Origin of the sequence: Agaricicola taiwanensis (assembly GCF_014635245.1) — a bacterium.
In the GTDB taxonomy this organism is placed as follows: domain Bacteria; phylum Pseudomonadota; class Alphaproteobacteria; order Rhizobiales; family Methylopilaceae; genus Agaricicola; species Agaricicola taiwanensis.
Genome location: NZ_BMCP01000001.1, coordinates 693326 through 717885 on the forward strand (window position 1 = coordinate 693326; position 24560 = coordinate 717885).

A 24560-nucleotide genomic window follows, 5' to 3' on the forward strand; every position below is an offset into this window, starting at 1 on the left:
CGAGAGAAAAACAGATGAAACGCTTCATTCCCGTTGCAGTCGCCGCCGCCTGCCTGTCGCTGGCCCCCACCTTCGCCAAGGCCCAGGCCGAGTTCAACCTGCGCTGGGCGCACTACCTGCCCAACACGCCGTTCCTGGAGATCGAGAACAGCTTCGCCGAAGCCGTCGAAAAGCGCACCGACGGCAAGGTCAAGATCACCGGCACCTATGCCGGCGGCCTCGGCGGCGCTGGTGAAATTCTCAACCTCGCTGGACGCGGAGCCGTCGACTTCGCGACCTCGGCGGCCGGCTACTATCCTGACCGCCTGCCGGTCTGGAAGGCGTCCCAACTCCCCTTCGTCTTCGACACGCCGAAGCAGGCCATCGAGACTTTCAAGACGTTGCGGGAGGAATTCCCGCTTTTCGATGAAGAAATGAAGGGCATGGGAATCCGCTTCCTGTTCCAGCAGCCGCTCGGTTCCTACTACTTCGTCGGTCCCCAGGCGGGCTGTGATACCCTAGAAGGCCTGGCAGGCAAGAAAATCCGTGCCTTCGGTTCAGAAATTCCGAAGATCATTTCCGCGGCCGGCGCTGTGGCCATCACGCTGACCACCACGGAAATGTATGAGGCGGTGCAGCGCGGCGTCATCGACTACGCCAATGCCGATGTCGGCAATATCGCCTCGCTCAAGCTCTATGAAGTTGGCAAGAACATCTGCGGCCCGATCATGACCTTCAGCGGTCATATGATGACCATCAGCGAGCGGACCTGGGCCAAGCTGCCGGAGGAATATCAGAAGATCATCATGGAGGAAGCCGACGCAGCCCAGCAGCGTTACCTGGACTGGGTCGATGACAACGGCAAGAACGCCATCAAGGTCATCAACGACGCCGGCATCCAGATCACCCCCTTCAATGCGGATGAAATGGCGAAGTGGAAGGCTGCCACGCCTGATCTGGTACAGGCCTGGGCTGAGGATATGGCCAAGCGCGGCAAGGGCGAGGAAGCAAACAAAATCGCGGCCCGCCTGAAAGAGCTGGCCAAGTAATACCCGGACCATCTGCGTGGCCGGACTCCGGCCACGCTCCTTTAGATCCCGGTGGACACTTCATGATCCAACTGTCCCGATTTCTCGAAAAAATGGCCTTGGTCACCGTTCTTGTCGGCGGCATTGGTCTGATGCTGTCCATGGGCCTCGGTGTTGCCGATGTCGTTGGAAGTTACTTCAACCATCCGGTGCCTGGCGCTTACGAATTGACCGAAAGCACCATGGTGCTCGTGGTCTTCGGCGGCCTCACTTATGCCCAGATCAAGCGCAAGCACATACGTGTGGAACTGCTTTACCTGCGCATGGGCCCGCGCGTGCAGTCCCTCATGGATATCCTCGCCGACATCGCAGCACTCGTTTTCTTTGGCCTGCTTATTTGGCAGGGCTGGAACGAGGCGGCCTACAGCATCGAGATCAACGAGGCGACCAGCGGTCTCATCCGCTTCCCGCTGTACCCCGCACGCATCCTGCTCGTCTTCGGCTCGGCCATGTTCCTGGCCCAGATGTCGGTCGACTTCATCGAGGACATCCGTCGTCTCATCACGGGCGAAGGCGGCCGCGAGGAAGAGCTGATTTCCGAAGAAATCAAGGCGCTTATGGAAGAAGGAGCGCAGCGTCGTGCTTGATCCCGCAACAACCAGTTACATTGTACTGGCTCTTCTGGCCGTCCTGCTGGTGATCGGTACGCACATCGGCGTTGCGCTGGGTCTTGCCGGTATTCTCGGCATGTATCTCACCATCGGCCCCGACGCCGCCTGGGCGCAGCTTGCCATGGTGCCCTTCGCCACCACCAATTCCTTCATGCTGGCGGTAATCCCTCTCTTCATCCTGATGGGATCTTTCGCAACGCAGGCCAACCTGACCACCGATCTCTACCGGACAGCCTACGCCTGGCTCGGCCGTCTCCCCGGCGGACTTGCCATCGCCACCACCTTCGCTTCGGCCGCCTTCGGCGCAGCCTCCGGTTCCACGGTCGTCAACGCGGCGGTCTTCACCCGCATGGCCCTGCCGGAGATGACCCGCCTCGGCTACGACAAGCGTCTCAGCGCGGGCTGCATCGCGGCCTCGGGGACGCTGGCGGCTCTCATTCCACCCAGCATCCTGATGGTGATCTATGCGATCATCACCGAGCAATCGATCGGCAAGATCATGCTGGCAGGTCTCGTTCCTGGGCTCCTGACGGCCATCGTCTTCATGGGCGGCATCTATGTCCGGGTGAAGCTGAATCCGTCGCTTGCTCCGATGCCGAAGGAGGTCATCTCCTGGGGCGAGCGCTGGAAGTCGCTCTACGGTGTCTGGGGCATCGGCGTCCTGTTTCTGCTGGTCATCGGCGGCATCTACGCTGGCCTGTTCACGCCGACCTATGCCGGAGCCATCGGAGCCTTCGGCGCGCTGCTGATCGTCATCCTGAAGCGCCGGCTCACCGGCAAATCCATGCTGGAGATCATCAAGGACACCGGCATCACCAGCACCACCATCTTCATCATCATCATCGGCGGCATGCTGTTCGCCCGGTTCCTGACCTACACCGGCGTCATCAATGATCTGAGCGCCTACCTGATTTCGCTGGAGCTGGCGCCTTACACCTACCTGCTGTGCTTCATCGTGGTGTTCCTGATCCTCGGCATGTTCATCGAATCCATTGCCATCATGGTGATGACGCTGCCGGTGATGTATCCGGTTCTGACCGGCGTCGGTTACGATCCGATCTGGCTCGGCATCATCTCGGTGAAGCTGGCGGAGATCTCTCTCTGCACACCTCCGGTGGGGCTGAACGTCTATGTGGTGCGAAGCGCTTCGCCCGTGCCGCTGACACTGGAGAACGTCTTCTCCGGTGTGATGCCCTTCGTAGTCATGGACTTCCTGGTCCTGGCGGTGCTGATCTTCTTCCCGCAGCTCTCACTCTTCATCCCCAACATGATGTCCTGATGTCTCGAGGCCGGCAGCGATGCCGGCCTCATTCCACCCCCCGCACGAGTGTCCGACATGAACGACCTGAAGAACCTGGTTCAGACCGCGTTCGCGCTGCACGGCATCGACCGTCCAGAGGCGCGGTTTGAGGAAATCGCCATCGAGACGAACCGTTTGCTGTCAGGTCTCGCCAGCATTCAGATTCCGCTCGACTACTACGACGAACCCTCAAATTATGCGGCGCTGATGCGGAAGGAGGCCGACCGTGGCTGATCTTGCCCTTCTCAATCTCACCGAAGCTCTCGAAGCCCTTGAAAAGGGCACGGCCACCAGCGTGGCGCTGACGGAAGCCTGCCTTGCCAGGATCGAGACGCACAATCCGTCCGTCAACGCCTTCATCCGCCTTGATGCGGAGGAGGCGCTGAAGGCCGCTCAGGAGAGCGACCGCGAGCGCAAGGCCGGCCGCCTCAAGGGCCGCCTTCATGGCATCCCGCTCGCCCACAAGGACATGTTCGATCGCAAGGGCAAGGTGTCCACCGGCGGTTCGAAAATCCTGCAGGACCGCGTCGCCACCCAGACCTCCACGCTGCTCGAACGCCTCGACGCGGAAGGCGCAATCGATCTCGGTGCACTCAACATGTCCGAGTTCGCCGCAGGGCCGACCGGACACAACGTTCACCACGGCGACTGCCGCAACGCCTACAACCACGACCACATTTCCGGCGGCTCATCGAGCGGCTCCGGCGCGGCCGTCGGCGCCCGCCTCGTGTTCGGTGCTCTCGGCTCCGACACCGGCGGTTCCATCCGGCTGCCTGCGGCCTTCAATGGCCTCACCGGCCTCAAGGCCACCTATGGCCGCATCACCCGCCATGGCGCTGTCCCTCGCTCCTGGTCGCTCGATCATGTGGGCCCCCTGGCCCGCTCGGCCCGCGACGCCGCCCTGATCTATCAGGCGATCGCCGGTGCCGACCCTCGCGATCCCAGCACCGCCGACCAGCCGGCGGTGGGCGGGATTCCGTTCGAAGGCGGCAGCGTGCGCGGCCTGCGCGTCGGCGTGCCGTCCGAGAAGGATCTCGCCACGGTCGACCCTCAGGTGCGTGACGCGCTTGAGGCCAGCCTCAAGGTCCTGGAAGGCCTCGGCGCGGTTCTGGTTCCGGTCAACCTGCCGGACTTGAAACCGATCTATTTCACTGCCGAGACCATCATCAAGTCCGAAGCCGGCGCCATGCACCGCGAGTGGCTGCGCACCCGCCCGCAGGACTACGCCGCCCATGTGCGCGTACGCATCGAGGCGGGTCTCGCCATTCCGGCAACCTCCTACATCGACGCCCTTCGCCAGCGTTCTCATCTGACGGCGGCCTTCCTGTCTGATGTCATGGGCAAGGTCGATGTGTTGCATCTTCCCACCATGCCGATCCCGGTTCCGAAGATCGCGGACACCAACGTCGAAGGCGCGGGTGGCGAAAAGGTGCTGGAGCTCGTCGGCCGCATCACGCAGTTTACCCGGCCGATCTCCTTGCTGGGCCTGCCGGCGGTGACCGTTCCTTGCGGCTTTGACACCGCCGGCCTGCCCATTGCCTTCCAACTTGTTGGGAAGCCCTTCGCGGAGGCGCGCATCCTCGTGGCCGCCGACCAGTTCCAGCAGAAGACCGACTTCCATCGCCAGGCCCCGACCATCGCGCGCACGGCATCTTGATCCACAGCTTCGGAGGAGAACGAACGATGCTCGAGCATCACGGACGTTTTGACTATTCCAACATCACCAAACGGCCGACCTACGACTGGCCGGGCGGAAAACGCCTTGCCGTTTACGTCGCCATGAACATCGAGGTGTTTCGCTACGGCAAGGGCAAGGGCGCAGCCATCGCACCGCCGGATCAGGCCAACAGCCACAGCGTCTATTCCTATCGCGACTACGGCAACCGAGTCGGTTTCTGGCGCCTGATGGACATGTTCCGCGACATGGACATTCCGCTGGAGCATCAGCTCAACACGGCGATCTATGACCATCATCCCGACATCATGGAGCGCATTCGCGAACACGGCGACGAGATCCTCGGTCATGGTCATACCAACTCCGACGAGCAGGGCGGTCTTCCGGAGAACGATGAGCGCAAGCTGATCGAAGACTGCACCCGGCGCATCGAAAAGGAGGAGGGCAAGAAGCCGCTGGGCTGGATGAGCCCCTGGCTCTCCAATTCCGAGCGCAGCCTCGATCTCCTGCAGGAAGCCGGCTATCGCTATGTCATGGACTGGACGTCGGACGATCAGCCGGTCTGGGCCAAGACCCGCAACGGCAAGATCCTGCTGATGCCCTATCCTGTCGAGACCAACGATAACCGCGGTCTGGTCTGGTACCGCTACTCCTCGGCCGAATTCACCGACATGGTCATCGACAGCTTCGATGAGATGCTCGAGCAGTCCAAGGACCAGCCCTTGGTATGCCCCATCTCGCTGCATCCCTTCGTCGTCGGCCGGCCTTATCGCCTCCGGGAACTGCGCCGGGCCTTCGAGCACATCCTGAAGCACCGCGATAAGATCTGGCTGACCCGCCCCGGTGACATCTGCCAGCACATCGAAAGCCTGCCGAAGGGCACTGTTCCCGGCGACCAGTATTGATCCACTCAGCGGAGGGCGTCCTGTCCTCCGCTCACTTCCCCAGATCCAGAGGCCGATGTGAAAGTCGATATCCAAAGTCTCGATGCCCGCAATCAATATAAAGTCATGTCGTCCCTGGTGGTGCCGCGTCCCATCGCCCTGGTCTCCACCATGTCGCCCGCCGGCGCACACAACGCCGCGCCTTTCAGCCTCTTCAACATGTTCGGCGAGGATCCTCCGGTCGTGATCATCGGCCTACAGGACCACTGGGAGGACCGTAAGGTGAAGGACACCACGATCAACGTGGTGGAGACCGGCGAGTTCGTGGTCAACCTGGTCGACGAGGACCTGGCGCAGGCCATGAACGTCTGCGCCACCGATTTTCCGGAGGGCACGAACGAGACGGAGATCGCGGGTCTGACGCTGGCGCCGTCGGAGAAGATCAAGCCTCACCGGATCGTGGAAGCGCCCGCATCACTGGAATGCCGCCGCATCGCCGTTCTGCAGATCGCGCCCCAACGAAAGCTGGCCATTGGTGAAGTGGTCATGGTGCATGTGCGCGACGGGTTGATGGACCCGGAGACCCTCAGGATCGACATCCAGGCTTATAAGCCCGTGGGCCGCCTGTTCGCCTCGCTCTACACACGCACGCGCGATCAGTTCGAAATGAAGATGGACAGCTATCAGGAGTGGCTGGAGAAGAACGGAACGTCCTGACGGATCGCAAGCCGGCTTACTTCACGCGCTGCTTCTCCAGCTTCCGGGCCAGCGTGCGCCGGTGCATGCCGAGACGCCGTGCCGTTTCCGATATGTTGAAATCGGTTTCGACAAGCGTCTCATGGATGCGCTCCCACTCCAGGGTCTTGATTGAAGTCGCGCGGTTGGTCAGCGGCACCGCCGCGTCGCCGTCCGCCTTGCTGAAGGCCGCCTCGATGTCATCTGTATTGGAGGGCTTGGCCAGATAGTGGCAGGCCCCCAGCTTGATGGCCTCAACGGCGGTGGCGATGCTGGCAAAGCCCGTCAGCACCACGATCTTCATATCAGGGTCGTGCGCGTGCAGTGTCTTCACGCATTCAAGGCCCGACCCTCCCACGAGCTTCAGATCCACCACTGCATAATGCGGAGACGTTGTCTGGAGGAGGGCTGTGACGCTTTCCAGGCCATCGCAGAGATGGACCTCATAGTCGCGGCGCTCGAAGGAGCGTTTCAGCGCGCGTGCGAAGGAGGGATCATCCTCGATGATCAGGAGCGTGCGATCAGAGCTCATTGTCACCTCCTGGCGAGAGCGCGCCCAGCGGCAGGGCCACCGTCACGACGGCGCCTCCGCCGGTCCGGTTTTGTGCCGCCACGCTGCCGCCGAGCTTGCGAACCACATTGACGACAAGGAAGAGGCCAAGGCCGCTGCCAGGCCTGTTCTTGCTGGAACGGTAAGGCTTTCCCAATTCCGCGAGGATCTCCGGATCGAAGCCGGAGCCGGCATCCTTCACCGTGACCATAAGATGGTCATCCCGCCGCTCGACATCGACCCCCACCCACTGGGGAGAGGCCTCCAGCGCATTGTCGAACACATTGTAGAGCACCTGCTTCAGCGCCGGATCGGACACGATGACCGCATCGGGACGGAAGAGGTTGTCGTAGACGAGCTCCGGCGGCGAGCGGTGCGACCGCCACTCCGCTATGGCCTCGTCAAAGAAGGCGTTGACGGTGGTTCTCACCGTGCCTTCGCCGCGCACCTCGCCTGAGGACATCAGGATGCCGGACACAATGGTCTTGCAGCGATCAAGCTGACCCTGCACTTCCTCGATCTCCTGCGCGATATCAGGATCGTCGCGAAAGATCGGCATGCGCCGCCAGTCATTGAGAATGACGGAGACTGTCGCGAGCGGGGTGCCGAGCTCATGGGCGGCGCCGGAGGCAAGAAGGCCCATGCGCACGATGTGGTCCTCTTCCGCCGAGCGTTGCCGCATATCGGCCAGATAGGCGTCATGAGCACGCAGGTTCCGGTTGATGCGCGTGATGAACAGCACGAGCAGGGTCGCCGCCAGGGCGAAGCAGATGAACATGCCCTGGATGTGCAGATTGAGCAGGTTGCCGGCCTGGTGTTGGGGCAGCTCGAGTTCCCGGTAACTGGTCGTCAGCCAGATGAAACAGCCGCTGGCGATGGCGACGAGCGCCCAGGTCGACCAGGTTTCAAGCAGCACCGCGCCCAGGATGACCTGGAGCAGGAACAGCGAAACGAACGGATTGGTCGCGCCGCCGGACAGATAGAGCTGGATGGTCAACGCCGCCACGTCGATCAGGAGCTGGAGAAAAAGCCCCATGTTGCTGGCAACCGCCTCGTGCCGCAGCTGCAGCATGCTGACTGCGTTGAGCGCGATGAGAAGCCCGATCACCGTCGCCATTTCGATGAGCGGTAAAGCGATGCCGAACCAGTATTGTACGATGACGATCGTCACCACCTGACCCATGACCGCAAGCCAACGGAGTTGGATCAGGAGGAACAGATTCTTCTGCCCGGTTGTCTGCTGGGTGCTGATCTCAGGCCTCCCTCATCGTTTCGCTGCCACCGCGCGCGGCACGGCGCAGGCGCCGTTCATCGTAGGCGACAAAGATGATGGCGCCCACCAGCATGGCATCCAGCGCGAACCACGTCAGGAGATAGACGAGATGGTTGTTGTAAAAGCGGACCACCGTGAGCCCGCCGACCGGCAGTCCGCCGGGATTGGCGGTTCGATCCGCATCGATGAAATAGGGCGCGGCCTCATCGATGTCGCGGCTCTGCGCCATGGCGGCCACATCGCGGGAATACCAGCGGTCAGCCGCAGGATCATTGCTGCGCAGGAAGGCGCCTCCGGGCTCGCTGAGGCGCAGGAGGCCCGTGACCGTGGTCTCGCCTTCGACCTGTCCCTCCATGCGGCTGGAGGCGGCGCGGCGATCGGTCGGCACGAAGCCGCGGTTGACGAAGACCGTAAATCCTTCAGATGTGGCCAGCGGCGTCATCACCCAGAAGCCGCCGCCGAAGTCGGTGACCGCCTGCACCAGCACTTCACGGTCGTGCAGGAACCGTCCCCGGACCTGAACCTTTCGATACTCAGCACCCGCGGCCGTCATCTGCGGCCAGGATGCGGGGCCGGGCGCAGCGACAGGCGCGGCGTGAATGCGCGCGTCCACGCGTGCGATGAGATCGAGCTTCCAGGCACGCCGCTCCACCTGCCACAGGCCGAGGCCCGTCAGGACGACGACGCCGAGGGCCGCCAAAAGACCCATGATCGAAAGCGCCAGGGCCGAACGGGGCCTGCGGTGCCGCTCAGTCCTGTCGCCGGGCGCTTGAGCCATGGGATGGGACGGCCTCCGTCACATCCGGTTCATGTCATGGACACCGGGCATCATGTTGGTGTTGAGGTGGTACATCACCCACAGCGAGCCGGCGAGGATGATGACGACAACGATCAGGGTGAAGATCAGCGCCATCATATTCCAGCCTTCCTCGGCCTTGGGAGTCATGTGCAGGAAGAACACCATGTGGACCACGATCTGCACCACGGCAAAGCCCATGATCGTCAAGGCCGTCGCATTGGCATCCGCCAGAACGCCCTCCATGACGAGCCAGAAGGGGATGGCCGTCAGGATGACCGACAATACGAAGCCGACCATGTAACTCTTGAACGTGCCGTGGGCGTGGCCGTCGCCATGGTCGTCGTGACCATGATCATGGCCATGTTCGTTGTGAACCGTCGCGCTCATCGCACCATTCCCATCAGATAGACGAAGGTGAAGACGCCGATCCAGATGACGTCCAGGAAATGCCAGAACATGCTGAGGCACATCAGCCGGCGGCGGTTAGCGGCAATCAGCCCGTGTTTGCCCACCTGCACCATCAGCGTCACCAGCCAGATGATGCCGAAGGTGACGTGAAGCCCATGTGTTCCGACCAGCGCGAAGAAGGCCGACAGGAAGCCGCTGCGCTGCGGTGTGGCGCCGATGTGGATGAAGTGATGGAATTCGTAGAGTTCGATGCTGAGAAAGGCGAGGCCGAACAGGCCCGTGATGGCAAGCCACATCTGCGTCGCAGCGACACGGTTCTTGTCCATGGTCAGCATGGCGAAGCCGTAGGTGATTGACGAGAACAGCAGCATGGCCGTGTTCAGCGCCACCAGGTTCAGATCGAACAGGTCTTTCGGGCCGGGTCCGGCGGCATAGTTGCCGCCGAGCACGCCATAGGTGGCGAACAGGATCGCGAAGATGAGACAGTCGCTCATCAGATAGATCCAGAAGCCCAGCGCCGTGCTGCTGCCTTCGGGGTGGGCGTGTTCCTCGACCTGATAGAAGATCGGGGCCTCGTCCTGGGTGGTCGTGACTGTTGCCGCCATGATCGTCAGGCCTTCGCCGTTGCCGCGGTGAGGAGGCGGGTGCGCTCCTCCTCGGTCCGCACAACCTCCTCTACAGGAATGTGGAAGTCGCGGTGGTAATTGAACGTGTGCCCGATCGCGACCGCGAGGATGCCGACGAAGCTGATCGCCGCAAGCCACCACATGTACCAGATGAGGCCGAAGGCGCAGGCGATGCTCAGACCGGCGAGGATGATGCCGGTGCCGGTGTTGCTGGGCATGTGGATGGGCCGGAAGCCCTCCAGCGGGCGCTGGTATCCGCGCTTTTTCATGTCCGCCCAGGCATCGTTGTCGTGCACCACGGGGGTGAAGGCGAAGTTGTAGTCCGGCGGTGGCGAGGAGGTCGCCCATTCCAGCGTGCGGCCGTTCCAGGGATCGCCCGTGTTGTCGCGCAGTTCCTCACGCTTCCAGACGCTGACCACCATCTGGATCAGGAAGGCGCCGATGCCGACGGCGATGATCGCCGCGCCAAAGCCGGCGATGATGAACCAGATCTGCAGCGAGGGATCGTCGAACACGCGCAGGCGCCGCGTCACGCCCATGAGACCGAGCACATAGAGCGGCATGAAGGCGGCCCAGAAGCCGACAACCCAGCACCAGAAGGAAACATGGCCCCAGAACTGGTTGAGCTTGAAGCCGAAGGCCTTGGGAAACCAGTAGTTGATGCCGGCGAAAAGGCCGAACAGCACCCCGCCGATGATCACATTGTGGAAGTGCGCGACCAGGAACAGGCTGTTGTGCAGGACGAAGTCGGCCGGAGGCACGGCGAGCAGAACGCCGGTCATGCCGCCCACCACGAAGGTGAGCATGAAGGCCACGGTCCACATCATGGGCAGCTCGAAGCGGATCCGGCCGCGGTACATGGTGAAGAGCCAGTTGAAGATCTTGGCGCCCGTCGGGATCGAGATGATCATCGTCGTGATGCCGAAGAAGGAGTTCACGCTGGCGCCGGAGCCCATGGTGAAGAAGTGATGCAGCCAGACGAGGTACGACAGGATGGTGATGACCACCGTGGCGTAGACCATGGAGGTGTAGCCGAACAGGCGCTTGCCGGTGAAGGTGGTGACCACTTCGGAGAAGATGCCGAAGGCGGGCAGGACGAGGATGTAGACCTCCGGGTGACCCCAGATCCAGATGAGGTTCACATACATCATCGGATTGCCGCCGAGATCGTTGGTGAAGAAGTTCGTTCCCACGTAGCGATCAAGTGAGAGCAACACCAGGACGACCGTCAGCACCGGGAAGGAGGCGACGATGAGCACGTTGGTGCACAGCGAGGTCCAGGTGAAGACGGGCATCTTCATCATGGTCATGCCGGGCGCGCGCATCTTGACGATGGTGCAGATCAGGTTGACGCCGGATAACGTCGTCCCGATGCCGGCCACCTGCAGCGCCCAGATGTAATAATCCACCCCGACATCGGGACTGTAGGCGATGCCCGAGAGCGGCGGATAGGCGAGCCAGCCGGTGCGGGCGAATTCGCCTATGAACAGCGACATCATCACGAGGACCGCGCCGGCGGCCGTCATCCAGAAGCTGAAGTTGTTGAGGAAGGGGAACGAGACGTCACGGGCGCCGATCTGCAGCGGTACCACGTAGTTCATGAGGCCCGTGACCAGCGGCATGGCCACGAAGAAGATCATGATCACGCCGTGGGCCGTGAAGATCTGATCGTAGTGATGCGCGTTGAGGTAGCCCTCGGAGCCGTTGAAGGCCATCGCCTGCTGCAGGCGCATCATGATGGCGTCAGCAAATCCCCGCAGCAGCATGATGATGCCGAGGATCATGTACATGATGCCAATGCGCTTATGGTCCACGGTGGTGAACCATTCCTTCCAGAGGTAGCCCCAGAGCCGGTACTTGGTGATCACACCAAGCATCGCGAGGCCGCCGAGGGCGACCGCGATGAAGGTCGCCACCAGGATCGGCTCATGGATGGGGAAGGATTCCAGGGTCAGCCGGCCGAAGATCGGGTGGATGGCTTGCTGTGTCTCGGTCATGACAAATCTTGCGTATCAGGAGTTGGACGGCCGGCTGGGGGCGGCCCAGAAGGTTGTCGGGAAGGAGCGCAGCGGCTTGACGTTGGGGCGCTTCAGGCCCGCGCCGACGATCGGTGACATGTTCGCCGGCGGCGTGGGCGTGAACTCCGCTGTCCCGGGTGCTTCCTCGACGGCGCAGATGCTGAGCACATAGCTCGGATCCGGACCGAAGACAGCGCCGCGGCGGGCGTATTTGTCATAGGTCAGCGGCATGGTGTTGTGGATGCCGGCGAGGCCGAGGCCGCCCTCGGCGTCGATGGCCATCATCTCCTTCATGCACATCTTGCCCTCTTCCACGCACATGTTGAGGATCGCGTTGAAGAGGCCGGCGTCGACGCTGGCGTAATGGCGGATGGGAACGTTCTCGCTGGGGCGCTCGAGATCCAGGTAATCCGGCCGGTTCAGAGCGCCATCCGCGGATTTGACCGTCTCAACCCATTTGTCGAAATCGCCCTGCTCGAGCCCATGGAAGGCGAAGCGCATGCCGGAGAAGCCGGCGCCGCTGTAGTTGGCGGAAAAACCCTCGAACTCTCCGGGCGCGTTGATGACCGCGTGAAGCGTCGTTTCCATGCCCGGCATGGCATAGATCATGCCGGCGAGGGCGGGCACGTAGAAGGAGTTCATCACCGAGGAGGAGGTGATGCGGAAGTGTATCGGCCGATCCACCGGCGCCGCCATTTCATTGACGCTGGCGATGCCCTGCTCGGGATAGATGAAGAGCCATTTCCAATCGAGCGCCACCACCTGAACTTCGAGAGGAACGTGCTCTTCGGTCACCGGCTTGCCGTGCGCCAGCCGGTCCAGCGGGCGGTAGGGGTCCAGAAGATGCGTCCCCATCCAGGTCACGGCGCCGAGGCAGATGATGATCAGAAGCGGCACGGACCAGATGATGAGCTCAAGCCCCGTCGAATGGTCCCAGTCCGGCTCATATCTGGCTTCGGTGTTGGTATGGCGGTAGCGCCAGGCGAACAGGACTATCATCACCATGACGGGCACGATGACGATCAGCATCAGGATGGTGGAGATGATGATCAGATTGGCCTGCTGGTCGGCGATGTCGCCCGAGGGCGACATGACGACGAGATCGCAGCCGCCCAGAAGCAGGGCGAAGGGCAGCAGGAAAAGGAGGCGGAACGGGGTCAAGACAGCCACCTGTCGATGGAATGCTCTATAGATGGGGCACCGCTAGCTCTCGGACAGGCTAAGCGACATTGGACAATTTGCCCAATGCCGCTATCTGCCCCCGCAGGACAATAAGATAGCCAACAGCCCGTGGTCGCTTGCCTATGGGCGATACGCAATCGTCGGGTGCTGAAAACATGGCGCAAACATCAACCACGGCAGAACGCGATGCACGGCTGGTCAACGCACGGCACGGCGACGTCAATCCCGGCGAGATCGCGATCGGCGTCATCATCGGCCGGACGTCGGAGTTCTTCGACTTCTTCGTTTATGCCATTGCCTCGGTTATCGTCTTCCCGAGGCTGCTGTTCCCCTATGTCGATCCGCTGACCGGCACCGTCTATTCCTTCGCCATCTTTGCGGTGGCGTTCATCGCCCGCCCCATCGGCACGCTCATCTTCACCGAGATCGACCGCGCCTATGGCAAGAGTATGAAGCTCACACTCGCACTCTTCCTGCTGGGCACATCCACCGTCTGCATCGGCTTTATTCCAAGTTACGATCAGATCGGAGCTGGCGCGGTCTGGGCGCTGACGCTCCTGCGCATCGGCCAAGGCCTCGCCCTCGGCGGCACCTGGGATGGTCTTGCTTCCCTTCTGGCACTCAACGCGCCGGAAAAACATCGTGGCTGGTACGCCATGATCCCGCAGCTTGGCGCTCCCATCGGGCTGATCGTCGCCAGTGGTCTGTTCGCCTTCTTTGTCGGCAACCTGTCAGCGGAAGACTTCTTCACCTGGGGCTGGCGCTATCCCTTCTTCGTCGCCTTTGCCATCAACGTCGTGGCCCTCTTTGCCCGTCTCCGCATCGTGGTGACGCCGGAATACACGCATCTGTTCGAAAGCCGCGAACTGCAACCCACCAGCGTCGTGACGACCTGGCGGCATGCCGGCCGCCAGATCATCACCGGTGCCTTCGCGCCGCTGGCAAGCTTCGCCCTGTTCCATATGGTTACGGTGTTCCCGCTGTCCTGGGTGTTTCTCTACACGGAGGAGGGGCCAGCCCGTTTCCTCCTCATCGAGGCCTTTGCCGCTGTCTTCGGGCTTATCGCCATCGTGCTGTCGGGTTTCATCGCCGACCGGATCGGGCGGCGGGCGCTCCTCGGCGGCGGGGCCATCGCAATCGCCGTTTTCAGCGGCTTCGCACCGGCCATGCTGGACGCGGGCTTCGCCGGCGAGATGATCTTCATGATCGTCGGCTTCATCCTGCTCGGAGTGTCCTTCGGCCAATCCTCAGGCGCGGTGGCGTCCAGCTTCCGAAAGACCTACCGCTACACCGGCTCGGCCATTACCTCCGACCTCGCCTGGCTGTTCGGTGCGGGTTTCGCGCCGCTGGCCGCGCTTCTGCTGGCCGGCAATTTCGGCCTCATTTCCGCCGGAGCCTATCTTCTGTCGGGTGCTGTCTGCACATTGATCGCGCTGTGGGTGAACCAGCGGCTGGAATTGGAACGCTGAATCCCATAGCCATGGTGACATGAGCCAGCTTTCCGCGACGGAACGAACACTGCTGCCAAGTCTCGCCGTCGTGGCATCACTGTTTTCGGTGAACGTCGGCGCGGCTTTCGCCAAGGACATCTTCCCCCAAGTGGGTATCGAGGGCGTCACGGCGCTGCGTGTCGGCATTTCCGCCGTTGTGCTTCTCGCGCTCTGGCGTCCATGGGACGTCCGGCTGGCGCGGCGCGATCTCGTCAGCCTTCTCATCTACGGCGCGACGCTTGGGCTGATGAACCTTTCCATCTATCACGCCTTCGCGCGTATCCCGCTGGGCATCGCTCTTGCCATCGAGGTCGTGGGTCCGCTCGCCGTGGTCCTTCTCACCTCGCGCCGGCTCCAGGACTTCGTCTGGACCGCGCTCGCGATCGTGGGACTTTACCTCCTGCTCGTGCCGGAGGAGGGCGTGCCACCGCTGGACCCATGGGGCATCATGTTCGCGGCGAGCGCCGGGGCCTGCTGGGCGTTCTATATCGTCTTCGGTAAACGCGTCTCCAGCGCGATGGCCGGTGGAAAGGCTGTGGCGCTTGGCATGGTCATCGCCGCCGTCATCACCGTTCCGCTCGGCGCCGCGACATCGGGCGCCGCCATGCTGCAGGGGCGCGTGCTTCTGATCGGTCTCCTGGTTGCGCTGTTGTCCTCGGCGGTTCCCTATACGCTCGAAATGCAGGCGCTACGCCGGCTGTCCAGCAGGGTTTTCGGCATCCTCGTGAGTTCGGCACCCGCCATAGCGGCTCTCGCCGGCTTTCTGGTGCTGGGCGAGAAACTCGCAATCGCTCAATGGGTAGCCATCAGCATTGTGATCCTGGCCTCGGCGGGCGCAACGGCGACGGCCGCGAAGAGGGCGGCCTGAGAGCTTTATGCTCTATCGTTCCGGGTGAACAGGGCCTAGGCTTCGGGGATCAAATCACGCACACGCCGCGTTGCCGTCGTGAACGCGTCAGCAAGACCGCCGGGGGAACTCGTGACTGAGCATACATCGACGTTGGCTCCCTTTCGCCATGATGTCTTTCGCTCGGTCTGGATCGCCAACATCGCCTCCAACTTCGGCACCATCATTCAGGGCGTCGGCGCCGCATGGATGATGACCTTGATCTCCGATTCCGCCGATCTGGTGGCCCTGGTGCAGGCTGCCGCGGCCGCGCCCATCATGCTCTTTTCAACGCTCTCGGGAGCGATCGCGGACAACTTCAACCGCCGCCGCGTGATGCTGGTGGGGCAGGGCTTCATGCTGGCGGTGTCGGTCATGCTGGTCGTGACCGCCTGGTTTGGCGGCCTCACGCCCTGGCTTCTGCTTGCCTTCACCTTCCTCCTCGGCTGTGGCACCGCCCTCAACAATCCCTCATGGCAGGCCTCGGTCGGCGATATGGTCCCGCGCGCCGACCTGCCGGCAGCGGTGCTGCTGAACGGCCTTGGCTTCAACATCACACGCAGCCTGGGCCCGGCGATCGGCGGCGTCATCGTGGCTTTCGCGGGCGGCGTCGGCGCCTTCGTGTTCAACGCCTTCAGCTATCTGCCCATCATGACCGTCCTGATGCGCTGGAGGCCGTCCATCCCTGAAAGCCCACTGCCGCGCGAGCCTCTCATCATCGCCATCGGCGCGGGCCTCCGCTATGTCGCCATGTCGCCGAACATCGGCAAGGTGTTGCTCCGCGCCGCCATCTCCGGCGGCGGCAGCGTCGCCATCCTTGCGCTGCTGCCTCTGGTGGCACGCGATATCCTGCAAGGCGGCCCTTTGCTCTATGGCGTCATGCTCGGCTTCTTTGGCGCCGGTGCCGTCTTCGCCGCGCTTTTCAGTTCGGGGATAAGAGAGAAGCTTTCGGCGGAATGGAGCATCCGTCTGTGCTTCATCGGCTTTGCGATCTGCACCACCATCATCGCGCTCAGCACGACGGCCTGGATCACCTGTCCGGCGCTGATGATCGGCGGTGCCTGCTGGGTGCTGTCGACCTCCTTCTTCAACGTCACGGTCCAGCTGTCGACGCCGCGCTGGGTCCTCGGCCGCACGCTGTCGCTCTATCAGACCGCGATGTTTTCAGGCGTCGCGCTTGGCAGCTGGATCTGGGGGCTTTTTGCCGAACAGCATGGCACCAGCGATGCATTGCTCATCGCCTCGTGCTGGCTGGTCGCGGGCGGCGCGCTCGGCTTCTTCCCCCGCCTTGCCCTGCCACAGCAAAAGGAGCTCAACCTCGATCCGCTCAACCGGTGGAAGGAACCCCACCTTGCTCTTGATGTGACGCCGCGCAGCGGACCCATCGTCATCAATATCGAATACATCATCCGCGAAGAGGACACGGCGGAGTTCCTGAACGTCATGCTGGAGCGCCGACGCATTCGCCGTCGTGATGGCGCACGCCATTGGTCACTGGCACGCGACCTGGAAGATCCGACGTTGTGGTACGAGAGTTATCGCACGCCGACCTGGATGGACTACATCCGCCACAATCACCGCATGACGCACGCGGACGCGGTGGTGGGCGAGCACATCCGCCGCCTCCATGCCGGAACCGAGCCGCCGCGCATCCACCGCACCATTGAACGTCCGGTGAAATGGAACGAAGTGGTCGCTCCGTCGTCTAAGGGTATGGTCGACCTCCATCACTGAGATAGGTCCGTCATATTCTCCGAATGGACTAGTTTTGCTTTCTTTTTCCGCTTGAGAGTGAAATAGGATTACTTACGCTGAAGTCTTCGGGGCTGGGGAGGCCAAGTTGAAGATCCTTATTGTCGGCAATATGGGCTATGTCGGCCCGGTCGTTACGCGCCATCTTCGGCAGAAATGGCCGGACTGCGAACTTGTTGGGCTGGACAGCGGTCTTTTTGCGCATTGTCTTTCCGTACCAAGGCTTCCGGAGACGCGGCTCGACCGCCAGATCTTCTGTGACCTGCGCGATATTGCGCCAGAGATGTTGGATGGTGTCGACGCGGTGGTTAATCTTGCCGCGGTGTCCAACGATCCCATGGGAGCTCGTTTCGAGGACGTCACCGATGAGATCAACTGGCGCGCCGGTGCCCGCCTTGCGGAGATGGCGGCGGCGGGCGGCGTCAAGCGCTTCGTCTTCGCCTCCAGTTGCTCCATGTACGGCTTTGCCGAAGGCGGTCCGCGAGCGGAACATCATGATCTCAATCCCTTGACGGCTTATGCCCGCTCCAAGGTCGCCACCGAGAAGAGCCTCGCCCAGATGGCACCGAACGGAATGGTGACAACGGCGCTGCGTTTCGCCACCGCCTGCGGTTTCTCCGAACGCATACGGCTCGACCTTGTCTTGAATGATTTCGTCGCCTCCGCGCTCGCGACGGGACGCGTCACCGTCCTCAGCGACGGAACACCGTGGCGCCCCCTCATCCATGTCACCGACATGGCGCGTGCCATCGAGTGGGCAATCACGCGTGACGAGAGCGAGACGGGCTCTCATCTTGCCGTCAATGTCGGAACCAACAGCTGGAACTATCAGGTCCGTGACCTGGCAGAGGCGGTGGCGGCGGAGATTGAAGGAACGGACGTCTCCATAAACACGGACGCACCGCCCGACAAGCGATCCTATCAGGTGGATTTTTCGCTGTACGCGAAGCTCGCGCCTGAGCATCAGCCCCGCGTGACGCTTCCTGAAGCCGTGGCGGATATCGCGGCAGGTCTCAGCCGCTTGGGCTTCCAGGACCAGGACTTTCGAACTTCCGCTTTCGTGCGGCTGAACGTGCTCGATCAAGCGATTGCACAGGGCTCGTTAAACACCGATCTCCGCTGGACCTGACCCCCCATAATTTGACTCATTGCCAATAGCGGTTCTTACTACGCGCTGATGATGTTGCAGTGCACTCCCAGTGCGTTGTAGACAACGAAGGTTACTTCCGGCGGGTACCAATGAAGTTCCATAAAACACCAGTGGAAACGGCCCGTTTGATCGAGCCCGAGCCACGCGGCGACAGCCGTGGCTTCTTTGCTCGCATCTATTGCGGCGATGAATTCGCAGCGGAAGGGCTGGAAACCGACTTCGTTCAGGTCAACAACTCGTTAAGCGCGCAGGCCGGCACCCTGCGGGGCATGCACTATCAGCTGCCGCCTGCGGCGGAGGTAAAGCTCGTCCGCTGCATCCGTGGCAGCCTTTGGGATTGCATCGTCGATCTGAGGCCGAATTCTCCGACCTCGGGAAAGTGGTTCGCTGCCGAACTCAGTGCCGAGAACCGCCTGATGATGTATGTGCCGCGTGGCTTCGCGCACGGCTTCATCACGCTGACCGAAGATACCGAAGTGATCTACATGGTAAGCGCCGCCTATGCGCCGCAGAGCGAGCGCGGCCTTCGCTGGAACGATCCGGCCTTCGGCATCGAATGGCCACGCCAACCTATGGAAATTTCTGAGAAGGACGCCTCCTGGCCGGACTTCGATCCGGCCTTCCATGGAGCGGAGCATTTGCGCGTCCTGGTCTGAGGGCGCGCCGGGAGGGCTGGAATGATCATCGTGGATACCGCCATCAAGGCACGTCTGGCGACCGGAAAACCGGTGGTCGTCGGCATGATCGGCAGCGGGTTCATGGGGCGCGGCATGCTGGTGCACGTGGAGCGCCACATGAAGGTGCTGCACTTCGCGGCCATCGCAAACCGCAATGTGCAGCGGGCGATCGATGCCTATGTCGCCGCCGGTATCGCTCGCGAAGACATCGCGGAAGTGGAGAGTGATGCTGCCTTTGCCGAGGCCATCGCATCAGGCAAGCGTGTTGTCACCCCCGATCCTCTGCTGATTGCGCGTTCGCCGGCTATCGAGATCGTCATCGAGACAACCGGAGCCGTGGAACACGGCGCGAAAGTGACCCTGGCCTGCATCGAGAATGCCAAGGATATCGTCTCGCTCAACGTCGAACTCGATGCCACGGTCGGCCCGCTTCTGAAGAAGAAGGCGGATGCGGCGGGGGTGATACTGACCGGCGCCGACGGCGACCAGCCCGGCGTCACCATGAATTTGGTGCGCTATATCGAGACCATGGGGCTCAGGCCGCTTGTCTGCGGCAACATCAAGGGCCTACAGGACCGCACCCGCAATCCGACCACACAGCAAGCTTACGCCAAACAGTGGAACCAGACGCCGCAGATGGTGGCGAGCTTCGCCGACGGCACCAAGATGACGGCCGAACAGGCCATCGTCGCCAATGCCACCGGCATGAAGGTGTCGCAGCGCGGGATGATCGGCCGCGAGCACGATGGCCATGTCGATGACCTCACTGCCTTCTACGACATTGACCAGCTTCGCGCCCTCGGCGGCATCGTCGACTATGTGGTCGGCACCCGCCCGAGCCCCGGTATCTATGTTCTTGCCGAGGCGCTCGATGACAATGCCGCCTTTTACTTGAACCTGGGCAAGCTCGGCAAAGGGCCGCTCTACAGCTTCTATACGCCCTGGCACCTCACCGTCCTTGAGTTCGGACTTTCCATCGCCCGCGTCGCCCTGTGCCGCGATGTGATCATCGCGCCGAAGGATGGACCCAGCGTCGACGTCGTTGCTTGCGCCAAGGTGGACCTCAAGGCCGGGGATGTGGTCGACGGCATCGGCGGCTATTCCACCTATGGCGTCGGCGAGAATTACGAGGTCAGCCGTACGGAACGCCTGCTGCCCATGGGGCTGGCCGAAGGCTGCAGGCTGAAACGGGACGTCTCGCGCGACCAGGCCCTGACTTACGACGATGTCGAGCCGCCTCACGGCAGCATGGTTCACGCACTGCGAGCCGAACAGGACGCTCTTTTTCCGGCAGGAGTGGCATCATGAAGGTGGTGATTTTCGCCGGCGGATACGGTAGCCGGCTCAGTGAAGAAACGACCTTGAGACCCAAGCCCATGGTGGAGGTAGGCGGTAAACCTATCATCTGGCACATCATGAAGATCTATGAGCACCACGGCTTCCGGGACTTTATTGTCTTGGGCGGGTATAAGGTCGATTTCATCAAGAATTATTTTCACTCCTATTATGCCCAGAACAGCGACTTCACGGTGGATCTGTCCACCGGGGAGGTTACCTGGATGCATAACGCGGTGGAGAAATGGCGCGTCACGGTGCTGGACACGGGGCTGGAGACGATGACCGCCGGCCGCCTCAAGCGTGCCCGCCAGCACATTGGTAATGACACCTTCCTGCTGACCTATGGCGACGGCGTGTCCGACGTCGATGTCGGCGCGGCGATAAAAGCGCATCGCGACAGCGGCAACTGGGTCACGCTCACAGCCGTAAGCCAGCCGGGGCGTTATGGCGCCCTGGGCCTGTCGGACGACATGTCACGGGTCCGAACCTTCCGCGAGAAGGCCGCCGGGGACGGCGGCCTCATCAACGGCGGCTACTTCGTCGTGGAGCCGGAGGTGTTCGACTTCATCGAGGGCGATGACACCGTTTGGGAAGAGGGCCCCATGGACGCTGTCATCGCACACGGGAAGCTCGGCTCCTTCTGGCACAAGGGCTACTGGCAGAGCATGGACAGCCTGCGCGACAAGATGGTGCTGGAAAACCAATGGGCCAGCGGCAATGCGCCCTGGAAGGTCTGGGTCTAGGCAAAGGCAGCGCGAGGTGCCTCTGCCTCGTGGCGTGCCCCTTTGAGAAGGCGCAGCACTTCGGCGCGCAGCTCATCGGAATCGATCGTCGTGCGCTCCAGCAGCAGCTGATAGTTGAAGTCGGCATCGTCCTGGCGCCAGTCGAAATTGGCGATAGGGTCGCTCATCGAGAGATAGCGGAAGCCGTCATAGGCTGAGCATGGCTCCTCAACCACCGGAATGGCGCCACACAGGACGCTTTCGAAGAAGCGATAGGTCCAGCTATGGCCTTGCGCACCGAAATCGCCGCTTGGGCACAGGACGAAGCGGGAGGCCAGGAGCAGATCGTAATATTGAACGTTCCAGGCCTTGGCCGGAAAAACGCGGCCCTGATTGGAAAACGAGAGAACCATGTGCTTGGTCGAAACGGTTTCCGATATCGCAAGTCCCAGGCGGCGTACGACCTTATTGGCGAAGAGCCTATATCGGCTCGGCGCCTGCGGGATCTTCACTTCCTCGCTCATGCCCGAGATCGTGAGCCAGTTTTCAATAGCGCGCCGCCGGCTATCGGTCAGAAGCCCCGCGAAGGAGACATGAACGGGCCGGTCGTGGCTCCACCGGGAGCGGCAGTATTCGGTCGCTGCCTTTGGGAAGACGATCGGGCGGGAAATCTCACCGATGCGGGTTTCAGGGCCGAGATGATTGAGAACGATGCCGGTGAGAACAGGAACCGCCTCGCGGCCCAGTTCCACCTTCATGCCGAACACATCTTTCAGCGCGCGGATCCGGATTTCATGTTCCGGCGCGACCTGCAATGTGAATCCGGCTTCGGTGATCGCATGAAGGACCCGCAACGATTGGATCCAGCTTAGGTCAACGGCCGCCTCGAACAGCATGCGTTACCCCTCCCGGCTTAAGGTTCAAGTGGCAGCCATTGCGGCGCCACTCGAGCTTTCAACTCCCGGGACTATGGCACGGTTTCATAGTTAGCTACAATTTCAGACAATAATGCATTTGCATGAGTGGCAACCGGTTTCGCTTGAAACTGGCAGGGCCGCCAGCAGTATGTTGCGATGCAATATGACCGCTAAATCCAAGTTTATTCAGCAGGTTTTGGCAACTCCTGCCGCCGCCCGATCAGCAGAAAGGGAATGCCGGCAATCAGGACGGCAACACCCATCAATGCCCCAACCCCGGTGTAGACTAGGCTGGAGTAGAGCAGTCCGGCGCACATCAGGGTGAAGAGCGCGGGCAGCACCGGATAGAGCGGCACCTTGAAAGGCCGCTCGATGTCGGGTTCGGCTCGCCGAAGCACAAAAAGCGACAGGCTAACGAAGAGCATGAACAGCCAGAACACCGGAGCCGTGAAATCCACCATGGATTGAAAACCATCGCGCGTTGCCGCGCCCAGAGCCACGAGGGCCAGCGAAAGGCCGCCCTGCACCAGCAATCCGTTGAGCGGCGTGTCACCGCGATCATCCCAGTCGCCGACGCCCGGCAACTGCGGCATATCGCGCCCGAGCGCGTAATAGGCCCGGGCGCCGGTGAAGATGGTCCCGTTGATGGTGCTCAAGGAGGCGAGCCCGACAATGAGGCTGAGCGCGAATACGCCAGCCTCGCCGGCGGCGGCCCGCATCACCACGGCGGCAGGCGCGTCGGCGGCACGCAGGCCGTCAAGCCCGAGCAGGCCGAGAAAGGCGAGATTGACCGCGGTATAGGCGATGACGATCACGGCCGTGCCATAGACCAGCACACGAACCATGGTGCGTTTGGCATCACGCAGTTCGCCCGACATATAGGCCGCTTCGTTCCAGCCTCCGTAGGTAAGGAGCACGAAAACCATCGCCATGCCGAGCGCGCCTGTTGTGCCGGTGCTGCTCTCCGAGGGTGGAATCGCAGCGGGGTCGGCCACGAAACCGGCGACAACCACGCCTCCCACGGCCGCCAGGGTCAGCGTGGTCAGCGCAATCTGCAGCGTTTTGGACTGGGGTGTTCCAAGGACGTTGAGGCCTGTCAGCAAGGCCACGGCGATCGCCGCATGGATGGCGCCGCCGTAGCTGCCGAGCGACATAATTTCCTGCATGTAGTCGCCAAAGACGAAGGCAACGGCCGCGATGGCGCCGGGCTGGATGACCGTGCAGCGTGCCCAGGCGAAGAGGATCGCCATGTTGCGACCGAAGGCGCTCCGGAGAAAATGGTATTCGCCGCCGACATTGGGGTGGGAGGCCGCCAGCTCGGCGTAGCACAGGGCACCAATGAAGACCGCGAAGCCTCCAACCAGCCAGACGATGATGAAAGCCGCATCGCTGCCCACATTGGCAGCCACCAGTGGCGGCGTTCGGAAGATACCGATGCCGACGACGACGCCCACCATGATGGCGACGCCGTCGAGGACGGATAGGCTGGCAAGAGGCTTGGCTTCAGTGGCCATGGAGGGACCCCGTCGATGGAGTGAATGACGACGGCGCGGCCAAGACCGCGCCAGGAAGCATCAGGCGCGGGTAGCCTTCCAGGTGCCCTTGGCATTTTCCGCCTCAACCGGCTCGAAGCTGCTGCCATTGATGCGGCCGACGAACTCGCGACGGCTCTCCCCTTCGCCGAAGGTGATGCGCACCACCTCTCCTTTGATCTCGCCCGTGGCGTCCATGCGAGTGCCGCCGACTTCGGCCGATCCCTTGAGTTTCTGGAAGTTCTGGTTGAGCGACAGGTTCACCGTTTCCCCATTATGCTCCACGTTCCAGCGTCCGTAGAATTTGGCCGGAACCACCCAATGGTAGACCGTGCGGCCATCGACGCTCGCGCGCTCATCCGGCTCCCATTCTCCCATGTCGAAGGCGTGGGAGACGATGCGGGTGCCCGGTTTCAGATCCAGGATGCGCTGGCGCAGGTCGCGGTTCACCGATGGCAGTAGATACATGGTGATGACATCGGCACCGGAAATATTGGTGTCGAACAGGTTCTGCTCCTTGAAGGTGACCTCGACCCCCGCTTCTTTGGCGTTTGCCTCGGCTTCGGCGATGCGTTGCGGGTTGAGGTCCACGCCATAGGCGCGTGCGCCGCGCTTGGCGGCGGCGATGGCGATCCGTCCGTCGCCGGAACCGAGATCGATGACATTGTCCCCCTCTTTAACCTGGGCGAGATCCAGCATCTTTTCGACGACACTCGGGGGCGTCGGCACATAGGGAACATCGAGATCAAGCCCTTGCGCGGAGGCATGGCTGAAGGCGAGCGAGGCGAAAAAAGCGGCGGCTGCGGACAAACGGGCCGGACGGCCCCAGAGGATGGAGGTCATTGGCGGCTCTCCCGATTGGACGAGGGGATCTCGAGGATGCGACAGCGAACGCATTGAATGCGACATAGGTCCAACACAGTTGGACGCATTCGCGTGAGTTCACGGCAATGTGTGCAGGGGCGGGG

Annotated in this window: 24 protein-coding genes; 14 read left to right on the plus strand and 10 right to left on the minus strand. The window is 62.1% G+C overall.

Going from position 1 to position 24560, the window contains the following annotated elements:
* Positions 1-14 precede the first annotated feature (14 nt).
* From IEV58_RS03245 to IEV58_RS03275, 7 genes are all read left to right on the plus strand, one after another.
* Positions 15-1028, plus strand: a complete 1014-nt coding sequence (locus tag IEV58_RS03245) for a TRAP transporter substrate-binding protein (protein ID WP_188408251.1) — start codon at positions 15-17, stop codon at positions 1026-1028.
* 62 nt (positions 1029-1090) lie between these two features.
* Entirely contained in the window at positions 1091-1654 is a 564-nt protein-coding gene (locus IEV58_RS03250; protein WP_229729156.1) for a TRAP transporter small permease subunit, read from the plus strand.
* Positions 1647-2957: a TRAP transporter large permease gene (locus IEV58_RS03255; protein WP_188408253.1), complete on the plus strand. Its 1311-nt coding sequence runs from the start codon at positions 1647-1649 to the stop codon at positions 2955-2957. Before IEV58_RS03250 ends, IEV58_RS03255 begins: the two co-directional genes overlap by 8 nt.
* A 57-nt stretch (positions 2958-3014) precedes the next feature.
* Positions 3015-3212 (plus strand): hypothetical protein, encoded by a 198-nt coding sequence (locus IEV58_RS03260; RefSeq protein WP_188408254.1) that lies wholly within the window; start codon positions 3015-3017, stop codon positions 3210-3212.
* Positions 3205-4635 (plus strand): amidase, encoded by a 1431-nt coding sequence (locus IEV58_RS03265; RefSeq protein WP_188408255.1) that lies wholly within the window; start codon positions 3205-3207, stop codon positions 4633-4635. Before IEV58_RS03260 ends, IEV58_RS03265 begins: the two co-directional genes overlap by 8 nt.
* Before the next feature lie 26 nt (positions 4636-4661).
* Positions 4662-5558 (plus strand): polysaccharide deacetylase family protein, encoded by an 897-nt coding sequence (locus IEV58_RS03270; protein ID WP_188408256.1) that lies wholly within the window; start codon positions 4662-4664, stop codon positions 5556-5558.
* A gap of 57 nt (positions 5559-5615) precedes the next feature.
* Positions 5616-6254 carry a flavin reductase family protein gene (locus IEV58_RS03275; protein WP_188408257.1) on the plus strand — a complete coding sequence of 213 codons (639 nt, stop codon included), beginning with the start codon at positions 5616-5618 and terminating at the stop codon, positions 6252-6254.
* A 16-nt stretch (positions 6255-6270) separates the two neighbouring features.
* Here the strand turns inward: IEV58_RS03275 and IEV58_RS03280 are convergent, their stop codons facing one another.
* The 7 genes from IEV58_RS03280 to cyoA form a co-directional block, all read right to left on the minus strand.
* Positions 6271-6804, minus strand: a complete 534-nt coding sequence (locus IEV58_RS03280) for a response regulator transcription factor (protein WP_188408258.1) — start codon at positions 6802-6804, stop codon at positions 6271-6273.
* Positions 6794-7993 carry an ATP-binding protein gene (locus tag IEV58_RS03285; RefSeq protein WP_229729157.1) on the minus strand — a complete coding sequence of 400 codons (1200 nt, stop codon included), beginning with the start codon at positions 7991-7993 and terminating at the stop codon, positions 6794-6796. Before IEV58_RS03285 ends, IEV58_RS03280 begins: the two co-directional genes overlap by 11 nt.
* Positions 7994-8075: 82 nt before the next feature.
* The gene (locus tag IEV58_RS03290) at positions 8076-8873 is read right to left on the minus strand and encodes an SURF1 family protein (RefSeq protein ID WP_229729158.1); all 798 of its coding nucleotides are present in this window, start codon (positions 8871-8873) and stop codon (positions 8076-8078) included.
* An 18-nt stretch (positions 8874-8891) separates the two neighbouring features.
* Positions 8892-9281 carry a cytochrome o ubiquinol oxidase subunit IV gene (gene cyoD / locus IEV58_RS03295; RefSeq protein WP_188408260.1) on the minus strand — a complete coding sequence of 130 codons (390 nt, stop codon included), beginning with the start codon at positions 9279-9281 and terminating at the stop codon, positions 8892-8894.
* Positions 9278-9907, minus strand: a complete 630-nt coding sequence (gene cyoC / locus IEV58_RS03300; protein WP_188408261.1) for a cytochrome o ubiquinol oxidase subunit III — start codon at positions 9905-9907, stop codon at positions 9278-9280. The genes cyoD and cyoC overlap by 4 nt, the downstream gene beginning before the upstream one ends.
* A 5-nt stretch (positions 9908-9912) precedes the next feature.
* Positions 9913-11925 carry a cytochrome o ubiquinol oxidase subunit I gene (gene cyoB, locus IEV58_RS03305; protein ID WP_188408262.1) on the minus strand — a complete coding sequence of 671 codons (2013 nt, stop codon included), beginning with the start codon at positions 11923-11925 and terminating at the stop codon, positions 9913-9915.
* A gap of 15 nt (positions 11926-11940) precedes the next feature.
* Entirely contained in the window at positions 11941-13107 is a 1167-nt protein-coding gene (gene cyoA, locus IEV58_RS03310; protein WP_188409065.1) for a ubiquinol oxidase subunit II, read from the minus strand.
* Between the two features lie 176 nt (positions 13108-13283).
* Between cyoA and IEV58_RS03315 the strand changes: the two genes are divergently transcribed.
* The 7 genes from IEV58_RS03315 (at position 13284) to rfbF (ending at position 21164) form a co-directional block, all read left to right on the plus strand.
* A complete protein-coding gene (locus IEV58_RS03315; protein ID WP_188408263.1) occupies positions 13284-14597 on the plus strand; it encodes an MFS transporter in 1314 nt (437 codons plus the stop codon).
* Positions 14598-14616: 19 nt separating this feature from the next.
* A complete protein-coding gene (locus tag IEV58_RS03320) occupies positions 14617-15486 on the plus strand; it encodes an EamA family transporter (protein WP_188408264.1) in 870 nt (289 codons plus the stop codon).
* A gap of 111 nt (positions 15487-15597) precedes the next feature.
* A complete protein-coding gene (locus IEV58_RS03325; protein ID WP_188408265.1) occupies positions 15598-17238 on the plus strand; it encodes an MFS transporter in 1641 nt (546 codons plus the stop codon).
* Between the two features lie 106 nt (positions 17239-17344).
* Entirely contained in the window at positions 17345-18385 is a 1041-nt protein-coding gene (locus tag IEV58_RS03330) for an NAD-dependent epimerase/dehydratase family protein (RefSeq protein WP_188408266.1), read from the plus strand.
* Positions 18386-18495: 110 nt separating this feature from the next.
* Complete coding sequence (rfbC, locus tag IEV58_RS03335; protein ID WP_188408267.1) at positions 18496-19062, plus strand: dTDP-4-dehydrorhamnose 3,5-epimerase; 567 nt, start codon at positions 18496-18498, stop codon at positions 19060-19062.
* 21 nt (positions 19063-19083) lie between these two features.
* Positions 19084-20391 carry an NAD(P)H-dependent oxidoreductase gene (locus IEV58_RS03340; RefSeq protein ID WP_188408268.1) on the plus strand — a complete coding sequence of 436 codons (1308 nt, stop codon included), beginning with the start codon at positions 19084-19086 and terminating at the stop codon, positions 20389-20391.
* Entirely contained in the window at positions 20388-21164 is a 777-nt protein-coding gene (rfbF, locus tag IEV58_RS03345; protein ID WP_188408269.1) for a glucose-1-phosphate cytidylyltransferase, read from the plus strand. Before IEV58_RS03340 ends, rfbF begins: the two co-directional genes overlap by 4 nt.
* On the opposite strand, the gene IEV58_RS03350 is transcribed toward rfbF, so the two are convergent.
* The 3 genes from IEV58_RS03350 to IEV58_RS03360 all read right to left on the minus strand — a co-directional run bounded on the left by IEV58_RS03350 (position 21161) and on the right by IEV58_RS03360 (position 24435).
* Positions 21161-22039 carry a glycosyltransferase family 47 protein gene (locus IEV58_RS03350; RefSeq protein WP_188408270.1) on the minus strand — a complete coding sequence of 293 codons (879 nt, stop codon included), beginning with the start codon at positions 22037-22039 and terminating at the stop codon, positions 21161-21163. The two genes, rfbF and IEV58_RS03350, sit on opposite strands and share 4 nt — an antisense overlap.
* A 203-nt stretch (positions 22040-22242) precedes the next feature.
* Positions 22243-23574: an APC family permease gene (locus IEV58_RS03355; RefSeq protein WP_188408271.1), complete on the minus strand. Its 1332-nt coding sequence runs from the start codon at positions 23572-23574 to the stop codon at positions 22243-22245.
* 60 nt (positions 23575-23634) lie between these two features.
* The gene (locus tag IEV58_RS03360) at positions 23635-24435 is read right to left on the minus strand and encodes a methyltransferase domain-containing protein (protein WP_188408272.1); all 801 of its coding nucleotides are present in this window, start codon (positions 24433-24435) and stop codon (positions 23635-23637) included.
* Positions 24436-24560: the final 125 nt, after the last annotated feature.